This is a genomic window from Pseudomonas sp. S2_F07 (assembly GCF_054668325.1).
In genome coordinates this window covers 3388989-3407704 of the sequence record NZ_CP162758.1, presented here as the reverse complement: position 1 = coordinate 3407704, position 18716 = coordinate 3388989, and the positions used below count along the sequence as shown (strand labels likewise).

Sequence of the window (18716 nt, the reverse complement as noted above, 5' to 3'; positions counted from 1 at the left end):
TTCACCATGTTGAACACCCTTCTTCCAATCCTGTTGTTCGCCGCCCTGGGCCTTGGTGTCCTGGGCGCGTTGCGGCGGGTGGCCATGTGGCGCCGGGGCCGGGCTTCGAAAGTCGACCTGATCGGCGGCCTGTTCGCCATGCCCAAGCGCTACATGGTCGACTTGCACCATGTGGTGGCGCGAGACAAATACATTGCCAACACCCACGTCGCCACGGCCGGCGGTGCGGTGGCGTCCATCGTGCTGGCGATTCTGGTGCATGGTTTCGGCCTGCATAACCGTTTCCTCGGCTATGCGCTGCTGCTGATGACAGCGGTGATGTTCGTCGGAGCGATCTTTGTTTACCTGCGTCGGCGCAACCCTCCGTCGCGCTTGTCGAAAGGCCCGTGGATGCGCCTGCCGAAAAGCTTGCTGGCGTTCTCGGTCTCGTTCTTCCTGTTGACCCTGCCGGTGGCCGGGATCCTCCCGGAAAACTTCGGTGGCTGGCTGGTGGCGGCGGTTCTCGGGGTAGGCGTGTTGTGGGGCGTGTCGGAACTGTTCTTCGGCATGACCTGGGGCGGGCCGATGAAGCACGCCTTCGCCGGTGCGCTGCACCTGGCCTGGCACCGTCGCGCCGAACGCTTCGGTGGCGGTCGTTCCACGGGCCTCAAGCCTCTGGACTTGAACGACCCGACCGCGCCACTGGGCGTGGAAAAACCCAAGGATTTTACCTGGAACCAATTGCTCGGCTTCGACGCCTGCGTGCAGTGCGGTAAATGCGAAGCAGCGTGCCCGGCCTTCGCCGCCGGTCAGCCGCTGAACCCGAAAAAACTGATTCAGGACATGGTCGTCGGCCTGGCCGGTGGCACCGATGCAAAATTCGCCGGCAGCCCGTATCCGGGCAAGCCGATAGGCGAACACGGGGGCAATCCGCATCAACCGATCGTCAACGGTCTGGTGGACGCCGAAACCCTGTGGTCGTGCACCACCTGCCGTGCCTGCGTCGAGGAATGCCCGATGATGATCGAGCACGTCGATGCCATCGTCGACATGCGCCGCCATCTAACCCTGGAAAAAGGCGCGACTCCGAACAAGGGTGCCGAAGTCCTGGAAAATCTGATCGCCACCGACAACCCGGGCGGTTTCGCGCCGGGCGGGCGGATGAACTGGGCAGCAGACTTGAACCTCAATCTGCTGAGCGAAAAGAAATCCACCGACGTGCTGTTCTGGGTTGGCGATGGCGCCTTCGACATGCGCAACCAGCGCACCCTGCGCGCCTTCGTCAAAGTGCTCAAAGCGGCGAAAATCGACTTCGCCGTCCTCGGCCTCGAAGAGCGCGATAGCGGGGATGTGGCCCGACGTCTGGGCGACGAAGCGACCTTCCAGCTGTTGGCCAAACGCAACATCCAGACCCTGGCCAAGTACAGCTTCAACCGCATCGTCACCTGCGATCCGCACAGCTTCCACGTGCTGAAAAACGAGTACGGCGCCTTCGATGGCAACTACCTGGTGCAGCACCACAGCACCTACATGGCGGAAATCATTGATGCTGGCGCGCTGAACCTCGGTCAGCACAAAGGCGACAGCGTGACCTACCACGACCCGTGCTACCTCGGCCGCTACAACGGCGAATACGAGGCGCCGCGTCAGGTCCTGCGCGCCCTCGGGATCGAAGTGAAAGAGATGCAACGTTCCGGTTTCCGCTCCCGCTGCTGCGGCGGTGGTGGCGGCGCGCCGATCACCGACATTCCGGGCAAGCAGCGCATTCCCGACATGCGCATGGAAGACATCCGCGAAACCGGCGCCGAACTGGTGGCCGTGGGTTGTCCACAATGCACCGCGATGCTTGAAGGCGTGGTCGAACCCCGGCCGATGATCAAGGACATCGCCGAACTGGTGGCTGATGCGCTGCTCGAAGACGCCGCGCCGGGAAAGCCTTCGGCACCGGCCAAACGTGAACCTGCGGAGGTGCACTGATGAGCGACATTATCCGCCGCGACCCTCGGGCCGAATGGATTGCCCGCAACCGTCTGCACCCGCTGCACGCAGCCATGCAGCCGGCGCAACACAGCTGGATGGGGCCTAACGGCGTCATCCGCAAAAATCCCCATGGCATCGGTTTCATTGGTCCCAATGGCATCAAGCGTATCGACCGTAGCGGCGCTCAGCAGGGTGGAGCGACAAAACGTTCAGCCGCTGTTGAAGTGCAATTGCCGCTACATCAGGTGACCGCGCCGGCGTTTTACATCAGCGTGGTGCCGGATATGGTCGGTGGCCGCTTGAGCAGCCACGACCGTGACCTGCTGGGCCTGGCCCATCAACTGGCCGGCAAGGACGGCGCAGTGCTGGCCGTGGTGTTCGGCGAACACAAGGAAAACGCCTTCGCCACGGCAGGCGTCGACCGCCTGTTGGTGCTGGAAGGCGAAGAATTCAGCGGTTATGCACCGGAACAACGGGTCCAGGGGCTGCGGGCTGTGGATAACCAGTTCAGTCCGCGTCACTGGTTGCTGCCGGACAGCCGCAGCGGTGGTGGCGAACTCGGTCGACGTTTTGCCGCGGCACTGGGCGAGCGCCCGGCCACGCGGGTCTGGCAGGTCAAGGATCAGGAGTGCATCGGCCGCGCCGGCGCGGGTCTGCAAGATCTTGCCCGTCCGCTGGCGCGATTGATTCTGGCGGCTGTCGAGTGCGCCGAACCGGTCAGTGAAACCCGTCACGAAGCCTTGCCCGTGGAGTTATCCACAACCGTGGCGCGCAGCCTGTCGCGGATCGAAGATCTGGGCGCGGTGGCCGTCGATCCGGCGGCAATTCCCATGGCCGAAGCCGAGTTCATCTTCTCCGGCGGCAACGGGGTCAAGGACTGGGGCCTTTTCCACAGGACCGCCGAAGCCCTCGGCGCGACCGAAGGCGCATCGCGGGTGGCGGTGGACGACGGCTTCATGGCCCGCGACCGCCAAGTCGGCGCATCCGGTACCTGGGTCACCGCACGGGTCTATGTGGCGGTGGGGATTTCCGGGGCGATCCAGCACCTGCAAGGCATTGGTGCCTGCGACAAGGTGGTGGCGATCAACCTCGACCCCGGCTGCGACATGATCAAGCGCGCGGACCTCTCGGTGATCGGCGAGAGCGCGGAAATTCTTCAAGCCTTGATCGAGGCGGTAGAGGTTTACCGCAACGACGCAAAGCGCGATGCGGCTTAAGGGAAGGAAAGGGTTATGAGCACGAAAATCATCAGCCTGGTGTCCATCGGTGCCCACCCGACATCCGGTCGGCCGCGTCGCGCGGAGCAGGATGCGCGGGCGGTGGAACTGGGCCTGCAACTGGCTGGGGATAACTTGCAGGTGCTGCATGCCGGCGACATTGCCGAGCCTGCCTTGCGCGCCTACCTGGGCATGGGGCTTGAGCAACTGCATGTGCTGGAGCAACCCCAAGGCGCCGACGCGCTACCGGCGCTGACCGACTATTTGCGTGATGCCGGGGCGCAGGTGGTGTTGACCGGCAGCCAGGCGGAAACCGGTGAAGGCTCGGGCATGTTGCCCTTCCTGCTGGCCGAAAGCCTGGGCTGGCCGCTGGTGGTGGGGCTGGCGCAGGTCGAGTCCATCGATGGCGGTTCGGCGCTGGTGCTGCAAGCCTTGCCCCGTGGTCAACGCCGTCGCCTGAAGGTACGCCTGCCGTTTCTGGCGACGGTGGATAACGCCGCCCCCAAGCCTCGGCAAAGCGCTTACGGCCCGGCTCGACGCGGTGTGCTGCAAGCACAGGACGTCGAGGTCATCGACGATGAACTGCTCGCGGTCGCCACTCTGCAACCGGCCAAGCCACGGCCCAAGCGCCTGAAGGTGATCAAGGCCAAGAGCGGCGCCGACCGCATGAAAGCCGCGACGGCCAAGGCCAGTGGTGGAGGCGGGCAGGTGCTTAAAGGCGTAACGGCCCAGGCCGGTGCCGAGGCCATCCTCAAATTGCTGATTGAAGAAGGTGTGGTCCGCTAACGCTTTCCTTCATGTGGACTGGATAAATCTGGCAGAGAAAAAACAATGGCAGTTGAATTTCGTTCGGCAGTGCGTGCGGACGCGCGCGCGATTGCGCGTCTGTTCCAGATTTCCTCAGAGGGCGCTTCGGATTACATCTGGAGCCAGTTGGCCGAGCCCGGTCAGGATTTGCTGGATGTAGGTGCCATTCGATACGCCCGGGACGACGTGGATTTCTCCTACCAGAACTGCCTGATTGCCGAGGCCGATGGTCAGGTCATTGGCATGATGCACAGCTACGCGATGCGCCACGATCCACTGGCTGTGCCGACGACCGACCCGGTACTGGCGCCTTACGCCGACATGGAGGTACCCGATACCCTGTACATCTCCAGCCTGGTCCTGCATGAAGGCTGGCGCAACCGGGGACTGGGCGTGCAGTTTCTCGCCCATGCTCAAGAACGCGCCGACCAACTGGGGCTCAATGGCCTGAGCCTGATCGACTACGCCGCCAACGCTGGCGCCCGGCGTTTTTACGAGCGGCACGGTTTCGGGATCATCAAGACCTGCCAGATCACCCCTCATCCCATGATCCGCGTCAGCGGTGACGCCTATCTTATGCACAGGCCTTGAGCTTGCTCGAGGGGGCGACCGGCGGCGGTTATCCACAACGCCACGAACCCTTGCTCTCGCCCCACGCCGACGAGGGCAGTGAGCTACAGTTTTCAATGCGCTGATCAGGGGTGCGGTACGCTTTCGGGAGCTTTCAGACATTCAGCGCTGACTCATAAAAACCGGTTTTTATGACTGGCCTGAATATGAAGACTTTCGCTCTTCTGGTGCTCTGTGCATCAGCCATGTGGTTATCCACAGGTGTGATCTCTGCCGCCCAGACAAATGCGCCTGTGGCTGACCAGGATTTTTACCGCTGGATAGACTCCGAACAGGGGCGCAGCGCGTCCCTGGCGCAACTGCGGCAACAGTGCGACAAGGTGCTGGATGCCGATAGACACCTCAGCTGCTCGGTAACTGTCTTCGCCAGATTGCTCGAAGCCAAGGCCGCCAACCAACTCCCTGAATACTACCTCGCGATCAAGGCCAGGCATGCCCGGGCGATTGCCGCCAGCGCCGATCTGAAGCCTCTGTTCTCCACGTTTGGCAGCAAATCACTGGCTATGCTGGCGGCGACTGGCGATTTCACGGTCAAGGGTTCGACGCGGCATGAGGTGCTGCCGCTCTATCCGTATGTCGGCGACTTTTACATCGCTGAACAAGTGCTGCCATTTATCGAGGTCGGCGCGGCCAATGGTGCCTCGGCGCGTTTTGTACTGGACACGGGGGCACCGCAAACCCGGGTCAACATCGACACCGCGAAACAGATGGGCATCAGGTTGTTGCCCGATGCTTTTTATCGCTACAGCACGTTTTATGGCGAAAAAGGCCTGGCTGCGAGGCTGGGCATTCTCCGGTCGCTGAAAGTCGGCACCCGTGAATTCAGGAACGTCCTGGTCTTTGTCAGCGACCGCGATAATCTGTTGGGGCTGGATCTGATCAGCAAGCTGGGGCGCTTGAAGATCACCAGCAGAACACTGGAGCTGAATCCGCCGCCTGCCACACGCTGTGATGCACCGATTGCCATTAGCCGCCTGGATCTCAATCAACGGTTGGTGGTGGCCGCACAGCTGGATCGCCGGGCAACGCAGGCCATCATCGATACGGGAAATGTCGACTACCTGACGGCCTCGTCACCTGGCAGGCAACTCAGCGATGCGCAGGCGCTGACACCGGGAAGCTCGAGCGTTTCCACCAACGACAACAAGCGTTTCCAACGCTTCGACGGCGTATTGGCCCTGCAGGGCAACACCATGGCGGTTACCTACAAATACTACCCGGGCTTTACCATCCCGCCGGCGCTGATAGCAGGGCAATACGTCCCGTCGATATTGCTCGGATGGCGCGCGTTCAAAGACTTTGAATTGAACCTGGACCTGGATTCAGGTCATTCATGCCTCAATAAAGTCTGAACAACTCGGTGTTTACCCACAATCCCTGTTGGTGGTTCTGTGGATAACATGTTCGCCCCTCGCTACACCCCATACAAATCAAGCCTTGCGAGGCGTCGTTCAAAAAACAACCAGCCTTGTTCGTGTTTTTTCCAAGCTTTTTCAAGGGGATAAGTGCTGCTGTGGATGCAAACTTGCCCCCAATCTCTGTTGGTGCTTCTGTGGATAAGATGTTTGCTATCGGCTGTAGGCCTTACAAATAGCGGCTTTCATGGTCGCGATCAAAAAATGATCAATTGACGGTTGTGAGCCGTGGAATTGCACGTAAACGCCGGTTTATTGCGGGTTATGGCAGTTTTCCACAGCGTCTTCGAAGTTAACCCCAAAGTCTGTTGGCGCTTCTGTGGATAAGGTGTTTGCCATCCTCTGAAAGCCTTGTAATACGTGGCTTTCAGGTTGTCGATCAAAAAATGATCAGTCCGTCCGTGGAAGCATGCTTCTGGATAAGTCACGATTTTTCTTTGGATTTTGTGAAGAAAATTTGCGGTCTTTCCACAGTTGTCCCCAATAGCTGTGGGTGGAGATGTGGATAACTTGTTTGCGGAAGGCTGGGAGGTGCGGCGGGCATAGGCCTGAACGAGATAGATCATATTTCGTACAGTTCTAAATGATCGGGGAAAGTGAGGCCGCTTTCGCGAGCAAGCCCGCTCCCACAATGACCGAGGCGTTCACAGGGTTTGTGTGCGCCACCGATCCACTGTGGGAGCGGGCTTGCTCGCGAAGCTTTTTGCGTTTGATGTTTAGCCGCTAACCGGAACCCCTTTCAGATACGGCGCAGGCTCGGCCCCCAGGTTGCTCAGCAGACGCTCGCTGTACCAGTCCACGAAGTTCACCACGCCAAACTCATAGGTCTTGGAGTATGGCCCAGGCTGGTACGCGGTGGAGTTGATGCCGCGCTGGTTCTCTTCGGCCAGGCGGCGGTCCTGGTCGTTGGTGGCGTCCCAGACCTGGCGCATGCGCTCCACGTCGTAGTCCACGCCTTCGACCGCGTCCTTGTGCACGATCCACTTGGTGGTGACCATGGTTTCCTGGGCGCTGATCGGCCACACGGTGAACACGATGATGTGGTCACCCATGCAGTGGTTCCAGGAGTGCGGCAGGTGCAGGATGCGCATCGAGCCCAGGTCCGGGTTCTTGATGCGGCCCATCAGCTTGGCGCAGCCCTGTTTGCCGTCCATGGTCATCGACACGGTGCCCTTGAGCAGCGGCATGCGCACAATGCGGTTGCGCAGGCCGAAGCTGGCGTGGGCGTAAGGGATCTTCTCGGCTTCCCAGGCAGCGGCGGAGGCGGCGACGTGGTCCTTGAACGCCTGGTCGGCGCGCGGGTCGGTGACGTCGTCCCATTCCAGCAGGGTTTTGAGCAGTTCCGGGTGCGACGCGTTGCAGTGGTAGCACTCGCGGTTGTTTTCCAGCACCAGTTTCCAGTTGGCCTTTTCCATCAAGGTGGTTTGCACCGCCACCTTGGTGTTCTCCATGTCGTACGGTTCCATGTAGTGGTTGAGCGTCGACAGGAAGTCATCGATGGCCGGCGGGTTCTCCGCCAGGCTGATGAAGATGTAGCCGCCGGCGGTCTTCACGTTCACTGGCTTGAGGCCGTACTGGTTCATGTCGAAGTCGGCGCCCATTTCGGTGCCGGCGAACAGCAGGCGGCCGTCCAGTTCGTAGGTCCACTGGTGGTAGTGGCAGACCAGCTTGGCGACCTTGCCCTTGTCGCTGGTGCACAGGCGCGAGCCACGGTGGCGGCAGACGTTGTGGAACGCATGCACCACGCCTTCGGCGCCACGGATCACGATGATCGGGTTCTTGCCGATCTGCAGGGTCAGGTAGTTGCCCTTGGCGGGGATCTCGCAGGTCATGCCCGCGATCAACCACTCTTTCTGAAAGATTTCCTGCATGTCGATATCAAACAGGCGCTCGTCGGAGTAAAACGGCTGCGGCAGCGAGAACGTGCGCTCGCGCTCTTGCAGCATCTGTGCAGTGGCCTTGCGTGCGGGTTCCAGCGGATCGCCCAGGCTGATTTTTGCGGTGACGTCCATCGATTTGATCCTCAAGGCCATTCTGTGTGGCCGGCGAAAGTGACTTGGCTACGGTTTGCTACGCAAGGTGTAAAAGGTTGTGTCTTGGTATGGGGCGAGTGTGGGGCCGGCGCGGGGCAGAACCTTATCCATGGGCGACATGGTGCAATCTGTTCCCGACGCGCAAGCCCCGGTAGCCGGGGGCTGGTCGCGATAAGCATGTCAATGTCGCAGATAGGTAAATGGATGGTTCGCGCTATACGCAGAATCGCCAACATGAAGGCCGGCAGTCGGCCGTGGAGATCAGCATGTCCAATAGTTTCCTGAATCCGGTAACCACCCAGACCTGGGCCAATGGTCGACACATCGTCCGTTGCGTCAAAGTCATCCAGGAAACCTGGGATGTGCGCACCTTTTGCTTCATGGCCGACCAACCGATCATGTTCTTCTTCAAGCCGGGGCAGTTCGTCACCCTTGAGCTGGAGATCGAAGGGCAGCCGATCATGCGCTCGTACACCATTTCCAGCTCGCCGTCGGTGCCGTACAGCTTTTCGGTAACCATCAAGCGCGTGCCGGGTGGCAAGGTGTCCAACTGGTTGCACGACACCCTGCACGAAGGCCAGGAGCTGGCGGTGCACGGGCCGGTCGGGCTGTTCAACGCCATGGACTTCCCGAGCCCGAAAGTCCTGTACCTGAGCGGCGGCGTGGGGATCACCCCGTGCATGTCCATGGCGCGCTGGTTCTATGACACCAACGCCAACGTCGACATGACGTTTATCCACAGCGCCCGCTCGCCCAAAGACATCATCTATCACCGCGAGCTGGAACACATGGCGTCGCGGATCGATAACTTCAGCCTGCACCTGATCTGCGAGAAGCACGGACTGGGCGAGCCATGGGCCGGTTATCGCGGTTACCTCAATCACAAGATGCTGGAACTGATGGTTCCTGACTTCCTCGAGCGCGAAGTGTTCTGCTGCGGCCCGACGCCATACATGAACGCGGTCAAACGCTTGCTCGAAGCCGCTGGCTTCGACATGTCGCGTTACCACGAAGAGTCCTTCGGAGCGACCCCGCCAGAGGCGCGCGCCGACGCCGTGGAGCACGCCGAGCAAGCGGCCGACGCACCGGAACTCGACGCGGCAGACCTGCATCAAGTGGAATTCACCGCCTCCGGCAAGAGCATCCGCGTGGCCCCGGGCGAGACCGTGCATGCGGCAGCGGCCAAGGTCGGCCTGCTGATTCCGAAAGCATGCGGCATGGGGATTTGCGGGACGTGCAAGGTGTTGAAGCTGGGCGGCGAAGTGGAGATGGAGCACAACGGCGGGATCACCGAGGAAGACGAAGCCGAAGGGTTCATCCTGTCGTGCTGCAGCGTGCCGAAGGGGGATGTGCGGATCGAGTTCTAAACAGCGCCGATCTTCGCCCTGTAGGAGCAGCCGAAGGCTGCGATCTTTTGACTTTTTTACAATCAAGATCAAAAGATCGCAGCCTTCGGCAGCTCCTACGGGGCATGTGTAGAAAATCAGTCGACAAACAGATCCGTCATCAGCTTGTCGCTGCTGTCGGGCGCGAACCGATAGTGTTCGAACTCCGTCACACCGTTCTCCCGCAGTATTTCCTCATCAATCAGCAAACGCCCGGTCAGGCTGCGCCCGCTGCTGCTCACAATGACGTGGGCGGCATCCGCCATGATCGCTGGCAGGCGCGCATGCTTGAACGATTCCCTCGACCCCAGCTGAAACTCGATGGCGGCGGTGGCAATCATCGTCTGTGGCCACAGCGAGTTGACGCTGATCCCGTAGTTCTTGAATTCCTCACTCATGCCAAGCGTCAGCATGCTCATGCCGTACTTGGTGACGGTATAGGGGCTGTATTGGGCGAACCACTTGGTGGCCAGGTTCAGCGGAGGGGACAGGTTGAGGATGTGGCCACCGGACTTCTTCAGGTACGGCAACGCAGCCTGGCTGCACAGCAAGACGGCGCGGGTGTTGATCTGGTGCATCAGGTCGAAGCGCTTGAGTTCGAGGTGCTGGACCCCGGTGAGCTTGATCGCCCCGGCGTTGTTGATCAGTGCATCGATACCACCGAAATGTTCGTTGGCCTGGGCCAGGGCCTCACGTACGGCATCCTCCTCCCGCACATCCACTTGCAAGGCCAGCGCCTTGCCGCCTGCGGCTTCCACTTCCTTGGCCACACTGAAAATCGTGCCCGGCAGCTTGGCGTGGGGTTCGGCGCTTTTGGCGGCTATGACGATGTTGGCCCCGTCGCGTGCGGCCCGCAGCGCGATCTCGCGGCCAATGCCGCGGCTGGCGCCGGTGATGAACAGGGTTTTGCCTTGCAATGACATGCTGACGCTCCTGATTGTTGTTATGTGAGCGGTTCGGCTCGACAAACAATGTAGACGAGGAGCAAGCAACAGGGGGAGATGGTGTTGGCTTTTGTGGGAGCGAGCTTGCTCGCGATAGCGGAGTGTCAGTCGACATCAATGTTGGATGTGCTGGCCTCATCGCGAGCAAGCTCGCTCCCACAGGGGAGCGGTGTAAACCAATGTTTTAGTGGGACATGACTTCCCGGATATCCCGCGCCAGTTCCCGCACCCGCTCTTCCTCGGTGTCCCACGAGCACATGAAGCGTGCGCCGCCGTTGCCGATGAAGGTGTAGAAGCGCCAGCCCTTGGCGGTCAGTGCGGCGATGGCCGGTTCCGACAGTTGCAGGAACACGCCGTTGGCCTGTACCGGGAACATCAGCTCAACGCCGGGAATGTCGCTGACCAGTTCGGCGAGCAATTGTGCGCAGTGGTTGGCGTGGTTGGCGTATTTGAGCCAGGCGTCGTTTTCCAGGATCCCGACCCACGGTGCCGACAGGAAGCGCATTTTCGAGGCCAGCTGCCCGGCCTGCTTGCAGCGGTAATCGAAGTCTTCGGCCAGTTTGTGGTTGAAGAACAGTATTGCCTCGCCCACCGCCATGCCGTTTTTCGTGCCGCCAAAGCACAGCACGTCGACACCGGCCTTCCAGGTCAGGTCAGCCGGGGTGCAGCCGAGGAATGCGCAGGCGTTGGAGAAGCGCGCGCCGTCCATGTGCAGGTTCAAGCCAAGCTCTTTGCAGGTGGCGCTGATGGCGCGGATTTCGTCCGGCGTGTAGACGCTGCCGACTTCGGTGGCTTGGGTCAGGGTCACGACGCGGGGTTTCGGGTAATGGATGTCCTGGCGCTTGAGCGCGACCTCGCGGATCGATTCCGGGGTCAGCTTGCCGTTTTCAGTGCGGGCGATCAGCAGTTTGGAGCCGTTGGAGAAGAATTCCGGGGCGCCGCATTCGTCAGTTTCGACGTGGGCGGTTTCCGAGCAGATCACGCTGTGGTAACTCTGGCACAACGACGACAACGCCAGCGAGTTGGCGGCGGTGCCATTGAAGGCGAAAAACACTTCGCAGTCGGTTTCGAACAGCTTGCGGAATCCGTCAGAGGCGCGGGCGGTCCACTCGTCGTCGCCGTATGCGCGTTGGTGGCCGTGGTTGGCCTGTTCCATGGCCGCCCAGGCTTCAGGGCAGATGCCGGAATAGTTGTCGCTGGCGAATTGTTGGCTCTTGTCGGTCATGGCCTGCTTCCGTGGTCGAGATGCCTATGGTGAAGCGTCCCGTGGTCAATGAGGGTGCGCACCGTACCCAAGATCGTCAGGTGGAGCACACTGGATGTCGCTGTCGGGAACATACACAGTCGAAGGGCAATTATGCACGTGACTATGTACAAGAGCATGTACAAGAGCATGCACGAGGCCATGCACTTAAAGCCGCGCGATGGGGCACTGGATCTGCTCAAGTGGCTGGCGCTTTTGAGCATGGTGCTCGATCACCTGCGATATGTCGGTTATTCCGCCGATTTGTTGTATGTGCCGGGGCGCCTGGCGTTTCCGTGGTTCTGCCTGGCGATGGCGGTCAATCTGGCGCGAAAGCCTGTTTTGGTGAACGCCGGGCAATGGCGTTATCTGGGCTGGTTGTTGCTGTTTAGTGCGGTGAGTGAAATTCCTTACCGGATGTACATTCCCAATCCCGACACCTTGAATGTGCTGCCCACCCTTGCCCTGGGCTTGCTGGTGGTTCGTGGCTGGCAGCAGCCGGTGCTTGCGTCGCGCCTGCTGGCGGTGGGCGCGTTGCTGTTGGCAGGTTTTTTCTCCCAGCGATTGATGTTCGGGTTCTTTGGCGTGCTGTTGCCACTGGCGATGTTGCTGGTGCTGCAACGGCCCTGGTATTTCGCGCTGTTGGCGGGGTTGGTATGCCTGGCGGCCAATCAGTGGCAGGTGCTGTATTACGCCGCTCGTCTGGGCAATTTCACGGCGATTCCGGCCATCGTCGCGTGTCTGATTGCGCCATGGCTCGGGCTGTTCTTGTTGCGACATGCAAAGGACGTAAAACCACCACCGATGCGGCGCTGGGCGTATGCGCTCTATCCATTGCATTTCCTGGTGTTGCTTGCAGTGCGTCAGGTTATCGCCTGACCCTGTGGGAGCGGGTTTGCTCGCGAAGCAGGCACTGCGGTATTTCAGACAGACTGCGTTATCGTTCTTCGCGAGCAAGCCCGCTCCCACAGGGGTTGCATGCTGATTTGAGGTTTGTGTTTGGCCCGCCATTTCTCCCCATGTCGTAAACGCACCTTTGCGTGGCGCCCGTAGGCATTTGACCCTTTGAAGCCAGTCATACCATCGCTACCAAAGGGCACTGCCGAAATGCCAGTGCCTTACCGAGACGAATGGCGCAAAGATGCCGCTGGGAGAGACGCGATGTTCAGCAAGCAAGACCAGATCCAGGGTTACGACGATGCACTGCTGGCGGCGATGAATGCCGAGGAGCAACGCCAGGAAGATCACATCGAGCTGATCGCGTCGGAGAACTACACCAGCAAGCGCGTGATGGAAGCGCAAGGCAGCGGTCTGACCAACAAATATGCCGAAGGCTACCCGGGCAAGCGCTACTACGGTGGCTGCGAGCACGTCGACAAGGTTGAGGCGCTGGCCATCGAGCGCGCCAAGCAACTGTTCGGCGCCGATTACGCCAACGTGCAGCCGCACTCCGGTTCCTCGGCCAACAGCGCCGTGTACCTGGCCCTGCTGCAAGCCGGCGACACCATCCTCGGCATGAGCCTGGCCCACGGCGGTCACCTGACCCACGGCGCCAAAGTGTCGTCCTCGGGCAAGCTGTACAACGCCGTGCAGTACGGCATCGACACCAAGACCGGTCTGATCGATTACGACGAAGTCGAGCGCCTGGCCGTCGAGTGCAAGCCGAAGATGATCGTTGCCGGCTTCTCGGCCTACTCCAAGACCCTCGACTTCCCACGCTTCCGCCAGATTGCCGACAAGGTTGGTGCACTGCTGTTCGTCGACATGGCCCACGTGGCCGGTCTGGTCGCTGCCGGCCTGTACCCGAACCCGCTGCCGTACGCCGATGTGGTCACCACCACTACCCACAAGACCCTGCGCGGTCCACGTGGCGGCCTGATCCTGGCCAAGTCCAACGAAGAAATCGAGAAGAAGCTCAACGCGGCAGTTTTCCCGGGTGCCCAGGGCGGCCCGCTGATGCACGTGATCGCCGGTAAGGCGGTGTGCTTCAAGGAAGCGCTGGAGCCTGGCTTCAAGGTTTACCAGCAGCAAGTGATCGACAACGCCCAGGCCATGGCCGGCGTGTTTATCAAACGCGGCTACGATGTAGTGTCCGGCGGTACCGACAACCATCTGTTCCTGGTCAGCCTGATCCGTCAGGGCCTCACCGGTAAAGAGGCAGATGCCGCTCTCGGTCGCGCCCACATCACTGTGAACAAGAACGCTGTCCCGAACGATCCACAGTCGCCGTTCGTGACCTCGGGCCTGCGCATCGGTACCCCGGCGGTCACCACTCGCGGCTTCAAGGTGACCCAGTGCGTCACGCTGGCCGGCTGGATCTGCGACATCCTCGACAACCTCGGCGACGCCGATGTCGAGGCCAATGTCGCCGAGCAAGTGGCAGCCCTGTGCGCGGACTTCCCGGTTTATCGCTGAGTGCGGTTTTGGAGTAAATGACTATGCAACGCTACTCGGGCTTCGGCCTCTTCAAACACTCTCTCAGCCATCATGAAAACTGGCAGAAAATGTGGCGCACGCCGACCCCTAAAAAGGTCTACGACGTGGTCATCGTCGGCGGTGGCGGGCATGGTCTCGCCACGGCCTACTACCTGGCCAAGGAGCACGGCATCACCAACGTGGCCGTGGTCGAGAAAGGCTGGCTGGGCGGTGGTAACACTGCGCGCAACACCACCATCGTTCGCTCCAACTACCTGTGGGACGAGTCGGCGCACCTGTACGAACACGCGATGAAACTGTGGGAAGGCCTGTCCCAGGACCTGAACTACAACGTGATGTTCTCCCAGCGTGGCGTCTACAACCTGTGCCACACCCTGCAGGACATCCGTGATTCCGAGCGTCGGGTCAGCGCCAACCGCCTCAACGGCGTGGACGGTGAGCTGCTCGATGCCAAACAGGTGGCCGACGAGATTCCGTACCTCGACTGCTCCAAGAACACCCGCTACCCGGTGATGGGCGCTACCGTCCAGCGTCGCGGCGGCGTGGCCCGGCACGATGCCGTGGCCTGGGGCTTTGCCCGTGCCGCTGATGCCTTGGGCGTGGACCTGATTCAACAAACCGAAGTGATCGGGTTCCGCAAGGAAAACGGCGTGTGCATCGGCGTTGAAACCAACAAAGGCTTTATCGGCGCCAAGCGCGTCGGCGTAGTGACCGCCGGTAACTCCGGGCACATGGCCAAGCTCGCCGGTTTCCGCCTGCCGATCGAATCGCACCCGCTGCAGGCGCTGGTGTCCGAGCCGATCAAGCCGATTATCGACAGCGTGATCATGTCCAACGCCGTACACGGCTACATCAGTCAGTCCGACAAGGGCGACCTGGTGATCGGCGCCGGTATCGACGGCTACAACGGCTACGGCCAGCGTGGTTCGTACCCGGTGATCGAGCACACCGTCCAGGCCATCGTCGAGATGTTCCCGGTGCTGTCGCGGGTACGCATGAACCGTCAGTGGGGCGGCATCGTCGACACCACGCCGGACGCATGCCCGATCATCTCGAAAACCCCGGTACCGAACATGTTCTTCAACTGCGGTTGGGGCACCGGCGGCTTCAAGGCCACACCTGGTTCGGGCAACGTGTTTGCCGCGAGCCTGGCCAAGGGTGAAATGCACCCACTGGCCGCACCTTTCTCCATCGACCGTTTCCACAACGGTGCGTTGATCGATGAACACGGCGCTGCTGCGGTTGCCCACTAACAGGAGAAATCCCCATGTTGCATATCTTCTGTCCTCACTGCGGCGAGTTGCGCTCCGAAGAGGAATTCCACGCATCCGGCCAGGCGCACATCCCGCGTCCACTGGATCCGAACACCTGCACCGACGAGGAGTGGGGCGACTACATGTTCTTCCGCGATAACCCGCGCGGTCTGCACCACGAGCTGTGGGATCACGTCGCCGGTTGCCGTCAGTACTTCAACGTCACCCGTGACACCGTGACCTACGAGATTCTCGAAACCTACAAGATCGGCGCCAAGCCACAATTCACCGACAAGACCGATAGCCCGAAAGCGGCCAGCACGGCTCTGGGAGAGAAGGTATGAGCCAGATCAATCGCCTGTCCAATGGCGGACGGATCGACCGCAACAAAGTCTTGACCTTCACCTTCAACGGCCAGAACTACAAAGGCTTCGAAGGCGATTCCCTGGCCGCTGCTCTGCTGGCCAACGGCGTCGACATCATCGGTCGCAGCTTCAAGTATTCCCGTCCGCGCGGCATCTTCGCTGCCGGCGCTGAAGAGCCGAACGCGGTACTGCAGATCGGCGCCACCGAAGCCACGCAGATCCCGAACGTGCGCGCCACGCAACAGGCGCTGTACCAAGGTCTGGTCGCCACCAGCACCAACGGCTGGCCGAGCGTCAACAACGACATGATGGGGATTCTCGGCAAGGTCGGCGGCAAGCTGATGCCACCGGGTTTCTACTACAAAACCTTCATGTACCCGCAATCGTTCTGGATGACTTACGAGAAGTACATTCGTAAGGCTGCCGGTCTTGGCCGCTCGCCGACCGAGAACGATCCGGACACCTACGACTACATGAACCAGCACTGCGACGTGCTGATCGTCGGCGCCGGCCCTGCTGGCCTGGCCGCTGCACTGGCGGCTGCGCGCAGCGGTGCCCGCGTGATCCTCGCCGATGAGCAGGAAGAGTTCGGCGGCAGCCTGCTCGACTCCCGCGAAAGCCTCGACGGCAAACCGGCGATGGAGTGGGTGGCCAGCGTTATCGACGAACTGAAGAACACCCCGGACGTGCTGCTCTTGCCGCGCGCCACCGTAAACGGCTATCACGATCACAACTTCCTGACCATTCACGAGCGTTTGACCGATCACCTCGGCGACCGCGCACCGATTGGCCAGGTGCGTCAGCGCATCCACCGGGTCCGCGCCAATCGCGTGGTACTGGCGACCGGCGCTCACGAGCGTCCACTGGTCTACGGTAACAACGACGTGCCGGGCAACATGCTCGCCGGCGCCATCTCGACTTACGTGCGTCGTTACGGCGTGGCACCGGGCAAGAAGCTGGTGCTGTCGACCAACAACGACCACGCCTACCGCGTTGCCCTGGATTGGCTCGATGCCAGCCTGCAAGTGGTGGCTATCGCCGATGCCCGCAGCAATCCGCGTGGTGCGCTGGTGGAAGAAGCCCGCGCCAAAGGCATCCGCATCCTCACCGGCAGCGCCGTGATCGAGGCCCGTGGCAGCAAGCGCGTGACCGCTGCCCGTGTGGCCGCCATCGACGTCAAAGCCCACACCGTGACCAGCCCGGGCGAATGGCTCGACTGCGATGTGGTCGCCAGCTCCGGTGGCTACAGCCCGGTGGTTCACCTGGCTTCGCACCTGGGCGGCAAGCCGACCTGGCGTGAAGACATCCTCGGTTTCGTACCGGGCGAAGCACCGCAGAAACGCGTGTGTGTCGGTGGCATCAACGGCGTCTACGGCCTCGGCGATTCCCTGGCCGATGGTTTTGAAGGTGGCGTTCGCGCTGCTGCCGAAGCCGGCTTCCAGTCGGTCGAAGGCGTGTTGCCAAAAGCCCTGAGCCGTCTCGAAGAGCCGACCCTGGCGCTGTTCCAGGTGCCCCATGAAAAGAACACCGCCCGGGCGCCGAAGCAATTCGTCGACCTGCAAAACGACGTCACCGCCGCCGCCATCGAACTGGCGACCCGCGAGGGCTTCGAGTCGGTCGAGCACGTCAAGCGCTACACCGCGCTGGGCTTCGGTACCGATCAGGGCAAGCTTGGCAACGTCAACGGCCTCGCCATCGCTGCCCGCTCGCTGAACGTGACCATCCCGCAGATGGGCACCACCATGTTCCGCCCGAACTACACGCCGGTGACTTTCGGCGCCGTGGCCGGTCGTCACTGTGGGCACATCTTCGAGCCGGTGCGTTACACCGCACTGCATCAATGGCACCTGAAAAACGGCGCCGAGTTCGAAGACGTCGGCCAGTGGAAACGTCCTTGGTACTTCCCGAAATCCGGTGAAGACCTGCATGCCGCCGTGAAGCGCGAATGCAAAGCCGTGCGCGACAGCGTCGGCCTGCTGGATGCTTCGACCCTCGGCAAGATCGACATCCAGGGCCCGGATGCGCGTGAGTTCCTCAACCGCGTCTACACCAACGCCTGGACCAAGCTCGATGTGGGCAAGGCGCGTTACGGCCTGATGTGCAAAGAAGACGGCATGGTCTTCGACGACGGCGTGACGGCTTGCCTGGCCGACAACCACTTCGTCATGACCACCACCACCGGCGGCGCGGCTCGTGTTCTGCAGTGGCTGGAGCTGTACCACCAGACCGAATGGCCGGACATGAAGGTGTACTTCACCTCCGTCACCGACCACTGGGCGACCATGACCCTGTCCGGGCCGAACAGCCGCAAGCTGCTCGCTGAAGTCACCGACATCGACCTGAGCAGCGAAGCCTTCCCGTTCATGACCTGGAAAGAAGGCCTGGTGGGTGGTGTGCCGGCGCGGGTATTCCGGATTTCGTTTACCGGTGAGCTGTCGTACGAAGTCAACGTGCAAGCCGACTACGCCATGGGCGTGCTGGAAAAAATCGTCGACGCCGGCAAGAAGTACAACCTGACCCCGTACGGCACTGAAACCATGCACGTGCTGCGGGCGGAGAAGGGCTTCATCATCGTCGGCCAGGACACTGACAGCTCGATGACCCCGGACGACCTGAACATGGGCTGGTGTGTCGGTCGCACCAAACCGTTCTCGTGGATCGGCTGGCGTGGCATGAACCGTGAAGACTGCGTGCGTGATCAGCGCAAGCAACTGGTTGGGCTGAAGCCGATCGATCCGAACAAATGGCTGCCGGAAGGCGCGCAACTGGTGTTCAACACCAAGCAAGCCATCCCGATGACCATGGTGGGTCACGTGACTTCCAGTTACCTGCACAACTCCCTGGGCTATTCGTTCGCCATGGGCGTGGTCAAGGGCGGGTTGCAGCGGATGGGCGAGCGAGTGTTCGCACCGCTGGCCGACGGCAGCGTGATCGAGGCGGAAATCGTTTCTTCGGTGTTCTTTGATCCGAAGGGCGAACGCCAGAACGTTTGATGGCTTCAAGGCTTGTGAGTGGGCATTGACACCGAG

General features: G+C 61.2%; 14 protein-coding genes. 11 read left to right on the top strand and 3 right to left on the bottom strand.

What is annotated here, in order from left to right:
* Nucleotides 1-6 precede the first annotated feature (6 nt).
* The 5 genes from dgcB to AB4O40_RS15390 all read left to right on the top strand — a co-directional run bounded on the left by dgcB (nucleotide 7) and on the right by AB4O40_RS15390 (nucleotide 5965).
* Nucleotides 7-1956: a dimethylglycine demethylation protein DgcB gene (gene dgcB / locus AB4O40_RS15410; protein ID WP_223541344.1), complete on the top strand. Its 1950-nt coding sequence runs from the start codon at nucleotides 7-9 to the stop codon at nucleotides 1954-1956.
* A complete protein-coding gene (gene etfA / locus AB4O40_RS15405) occupies nucleotides 1956-3176 on the top strand; it encodes an electron transfer flavoprotein subunit alpha (protein WP_223541345.1) in 1221 nt (406 codons plus the stop codon). The genes dgcB and etfA overlap by 1 nt, the downstream gene beginning before the upstream one ends.
* Before the next feature lie 15 nt (nucleotides 3177-3191).
* Nucleotides 3192-3962: an electron transfer flavoprotein subunit beta gene (etfB, locus tag AB4O40_RS15400; RefSeq protein ID WP_056726573.1), complete on the top strand. Its 771-nt coding sequence runs from the start codon at nucleotides 3192-3194 to the stop codon at nucleotides 3960-3962.
* Between the two features lie 45 nt (nucleotides 3963-4007).
* Nucleotides 4008-4574, top strand: coding sequence for a GNAT family N-acetyltransferase (locus AB4O40_RS15395; protein ID WP_056726574.1), 567 nt, complete (start codon nucleotides 4008-4010; stop codon nucleotides 4572-4574).
* A gap of 224 nt (nucleotides 4575-4798) precedes the next feature.
* Nucleotides 4799-5965 carry a retropepsin-like aspartic protease gene (locus tag AB4O40_RS15390; RefSeq protein WP_223541346.1) on the top strand — a complete coding sequence of 389 codons (1167 nt, stop codon included), beginning with the start codon at nucleotides 4799-4801 and terminating at the stop codon, nucleotides 5963-5965.
* 779 nt (nucleotides 5966-6744) lie between these two features.
* On the opposite strand, the gene gbcA is transcribed toward AB4O40_RS15390, so the two are convergent.
* Nucleotides 6745-8040, bottom strand: a complete 1296-nt coding sequence (gene gbcA, locus AB4O40_RS15385; RefSeq protein WP_056726576.1) for a glycine-betaine demethylase subunit GbcA — start codon at nucleotides 8038-8040, stop codon at nucleotides 6745-6747.
* Between the two features lie 287 nt (nucleotides 8041-8327).
* Between gbcA and gbcB the strand changes: the two genes are divergently transcribed.
* The gene (gene gbcB / locus AB4O40_RS15380) at nucleotides 8328-9428 is read left to right on the top strand and encodes a glycine-betaine demethylase subunit GbcB (protein WP_056726680.1); all 1101 of its coding nucleotides are present in this window, start codon (nucleotides 8328-8330) and stop codon (nucleotides 9426-9428) included.
* Between the two features lie 116 nt (nucleotides 9429-9544).
* Here gbcB and AB4O40_RS15375 read toward each other — a convergent pair whose 3' ends face one another.
* Together AB4O40_RS15375 and AB4O40_RS15370 are read right to left on the bottom strand one after the other, a co-directional pair.
* Nucleotides 9545-10369: an SDR family oxidoreductase gene (locus AB4O40_RS15375; RefSeq protein WP_223541347.1), complete on the bottom strand. Its 825-nt coding sequence runs from the start codon at nucleotides 10367-10369 to the stop codon at nucleotides 9545-9547.
* Between the two features lie 205 nt (nucleotides 10370-10574).
* Nucleotides 10575-11615, bottom strand: coding sequence for a threonine aldolase family protein (locus AB4O40_RS15370; protein ID WP_056726578.1), 1041 nt, complete (start codon nucleotides 11613-11615; stop codon nucleotides 10575-10577).
* Between the two features lie 132 nt (nucleotides 11616-11747).
* Here AB4O40_RS15370 and AB4O40_RS15365 point away from each other — a divergent pair, with 132 nt between their 5' ends.
* The 5 genes from AB4O40_RS15365 to AB4O40_RS15345 all read left to right on the top strand — a co-directional run bounded on the left by AB4O40_RS15365 (nucleotide 11748) and on the right by AB4O40_RS15345 (nucleotide 18680).
* The gene (locus AB4O40_RS15365; protein WP_409078137.1) at nucleotides 11748-12512 is read left to right on the top strand and encodes a TraX family protein; all 765 of its coding nucleotides are present in this window, start codon (nucleotides 11748-11750) and stop codon (nucleotides 12510-12512) included.
* 282 nt (nucleotides 12513-12794) lie between these two features.
* Nucleotides 12795-14048: a serine hydroxymethyltransferase gene (gene glyA, locus AB4O40_RS15360; protein WP_046039380.1), complete on the top strand. Its 1254-nt coding sequence runs from the start codon at nucleotides 12795-12797 to the stop codon at nucleotides 14046-14048.
* A 23-nt stretch (nucleotides 14049-14071) separates the two neighbouring features.
* Nucleotides 14072-15322 (top strand): sarcosine oxidase subunit beta, encoded by a 1251-nt coding sequence (locus tag AB4O40_RS15355; protein ID WP_038981138.1) that lies wholly within the window; start codon nucleotides 14072-14074, stop codon nucleotides 15320-15322.
* Nucleotides 15323-15336: 14 nt separating this feature from the next.
* On the top strand, nucleotides 15337-15666 hold the full coding sequence (locus AB4O40_RS15350) for a sarcosine oxidase subunit delta (RefSeq protein ID WP_056726580.1): 330 nt from the start codon (nucleotides 15337-15339) through the stop codon (nucleotides 15664-15666).
* Nucleotides 15663-18680: a sarcosine oxidase subunit alpha gene (locus AB4O40_RS15345; protein WP_056726581.1), complete on the top strand. Its 3018-nt coding sequence runs from the start codon at nucleotides 15663-15665 to the stop codon at nucleotides 18678-18680. Before AB4O40_RS15350 ends, AB4O40_RS15345 begins: the two co-directional genes overlap by 4 nt.
* The last annotated feature ends 36 nt before the right edge of the window (nucleotides 18681-18716 follow it).

Bases quoted from the DNA above. Each gene is read 5' to 3' on its own strand.
- dgcB (WP_223541344.1), top strand. From the start codon at position 7: ATGTTGAACACCCTTCTTCCAATCCTGTTGTTCGCCGCCCTGGGCCTT.
- glyA (WP_046039380.1), top strand. From the start codon at position 12,795: ATGTTCAGCAAGCAAGACCAGATCCAGGGTTACGACGATGCACTGCTG.
- AB4O40_RS15370 (WP_056726578.1), bottom strand. From the start codon at position 11,615: ATGACCGACAAGAGCCAACAATTCGCCAGCGACAACTATTCCGGCATC.
- AB4O40_RS15375 (WP_223541347.1), bottom strand. From the start codon at position 10,369: ATGTCATTGCAAGGCAAAACCCTGTTCATCACCGGCGCCAGCCGCGGC.
- AB4O40_RS15390 (WP_223541346.1), top strand. From the start codon at position 4,799: ATGTGGTTATCCACAGGTGTGATCTCTGCCGCCCAGACAAATGCGCCT.
- AB4O40_RS15350 (WP_056726580.1), top strand. From the start codon at position 15,337: ATGTTGCATATCTTCTGTCCTCACTGCGGCGAGTTGCGCTCCGAAGAG.
- AB4O40_RS15395 (WP_056726574.1), top strand. From the start codon at position 4,008: ATGGCAGTTGAATTTCGTTCGGCAGTGCGTGCGGACGCGCGCGCGATT.
- gbcA (WP_056726576.1), bottom strand. From the start codon at position 8,040: ATGGACGTCACCGCAAAAATCAGCCTGGGCGATCCGCTGGAACCCGCA.
- AB4O40_RS15355 (WP_038981138.1), top strand. From the start codon at position 14,072: ATGCAACGCTACTCGGGCTTCGGCCTCTTCAAACACTCTCTCAGCCAT.
- AB4O40_RS15365 (WP_409078137.1), top strand. From the start codon at position 11,748: ATGCACGTGACTATGTACAAGAGCATGTACAAGAGCATGCACGAGGCC.
- AB4O40_RS15345 (WP_056726581.1), top strand. From the start codon at position 15,663: ATGAGCCAGATCAATCGCCTGTCCAATGGCGGACGGATCGACCGCAAC.
- etfA (WP_223541345.1), top strand. From the start codon at position 1,956: ATGAGCGACATTATCCGCCGCGACCCTCGGGCCGAATGGATTGCCCGC.
- gbcB (WP_056726680.1), top strand. From the start codon at position 8,328: ATGTCCAATAGTTTCCTGAATCCGGTAACCACCCAGACCTGGGCCAAT.
- etfB (WP_056726573.1), top strand. From the start codon at position 3,192: ATGAGCACGAAAATCATCAGCCTGGTGTCCATCGGTGCCCACCCGACA.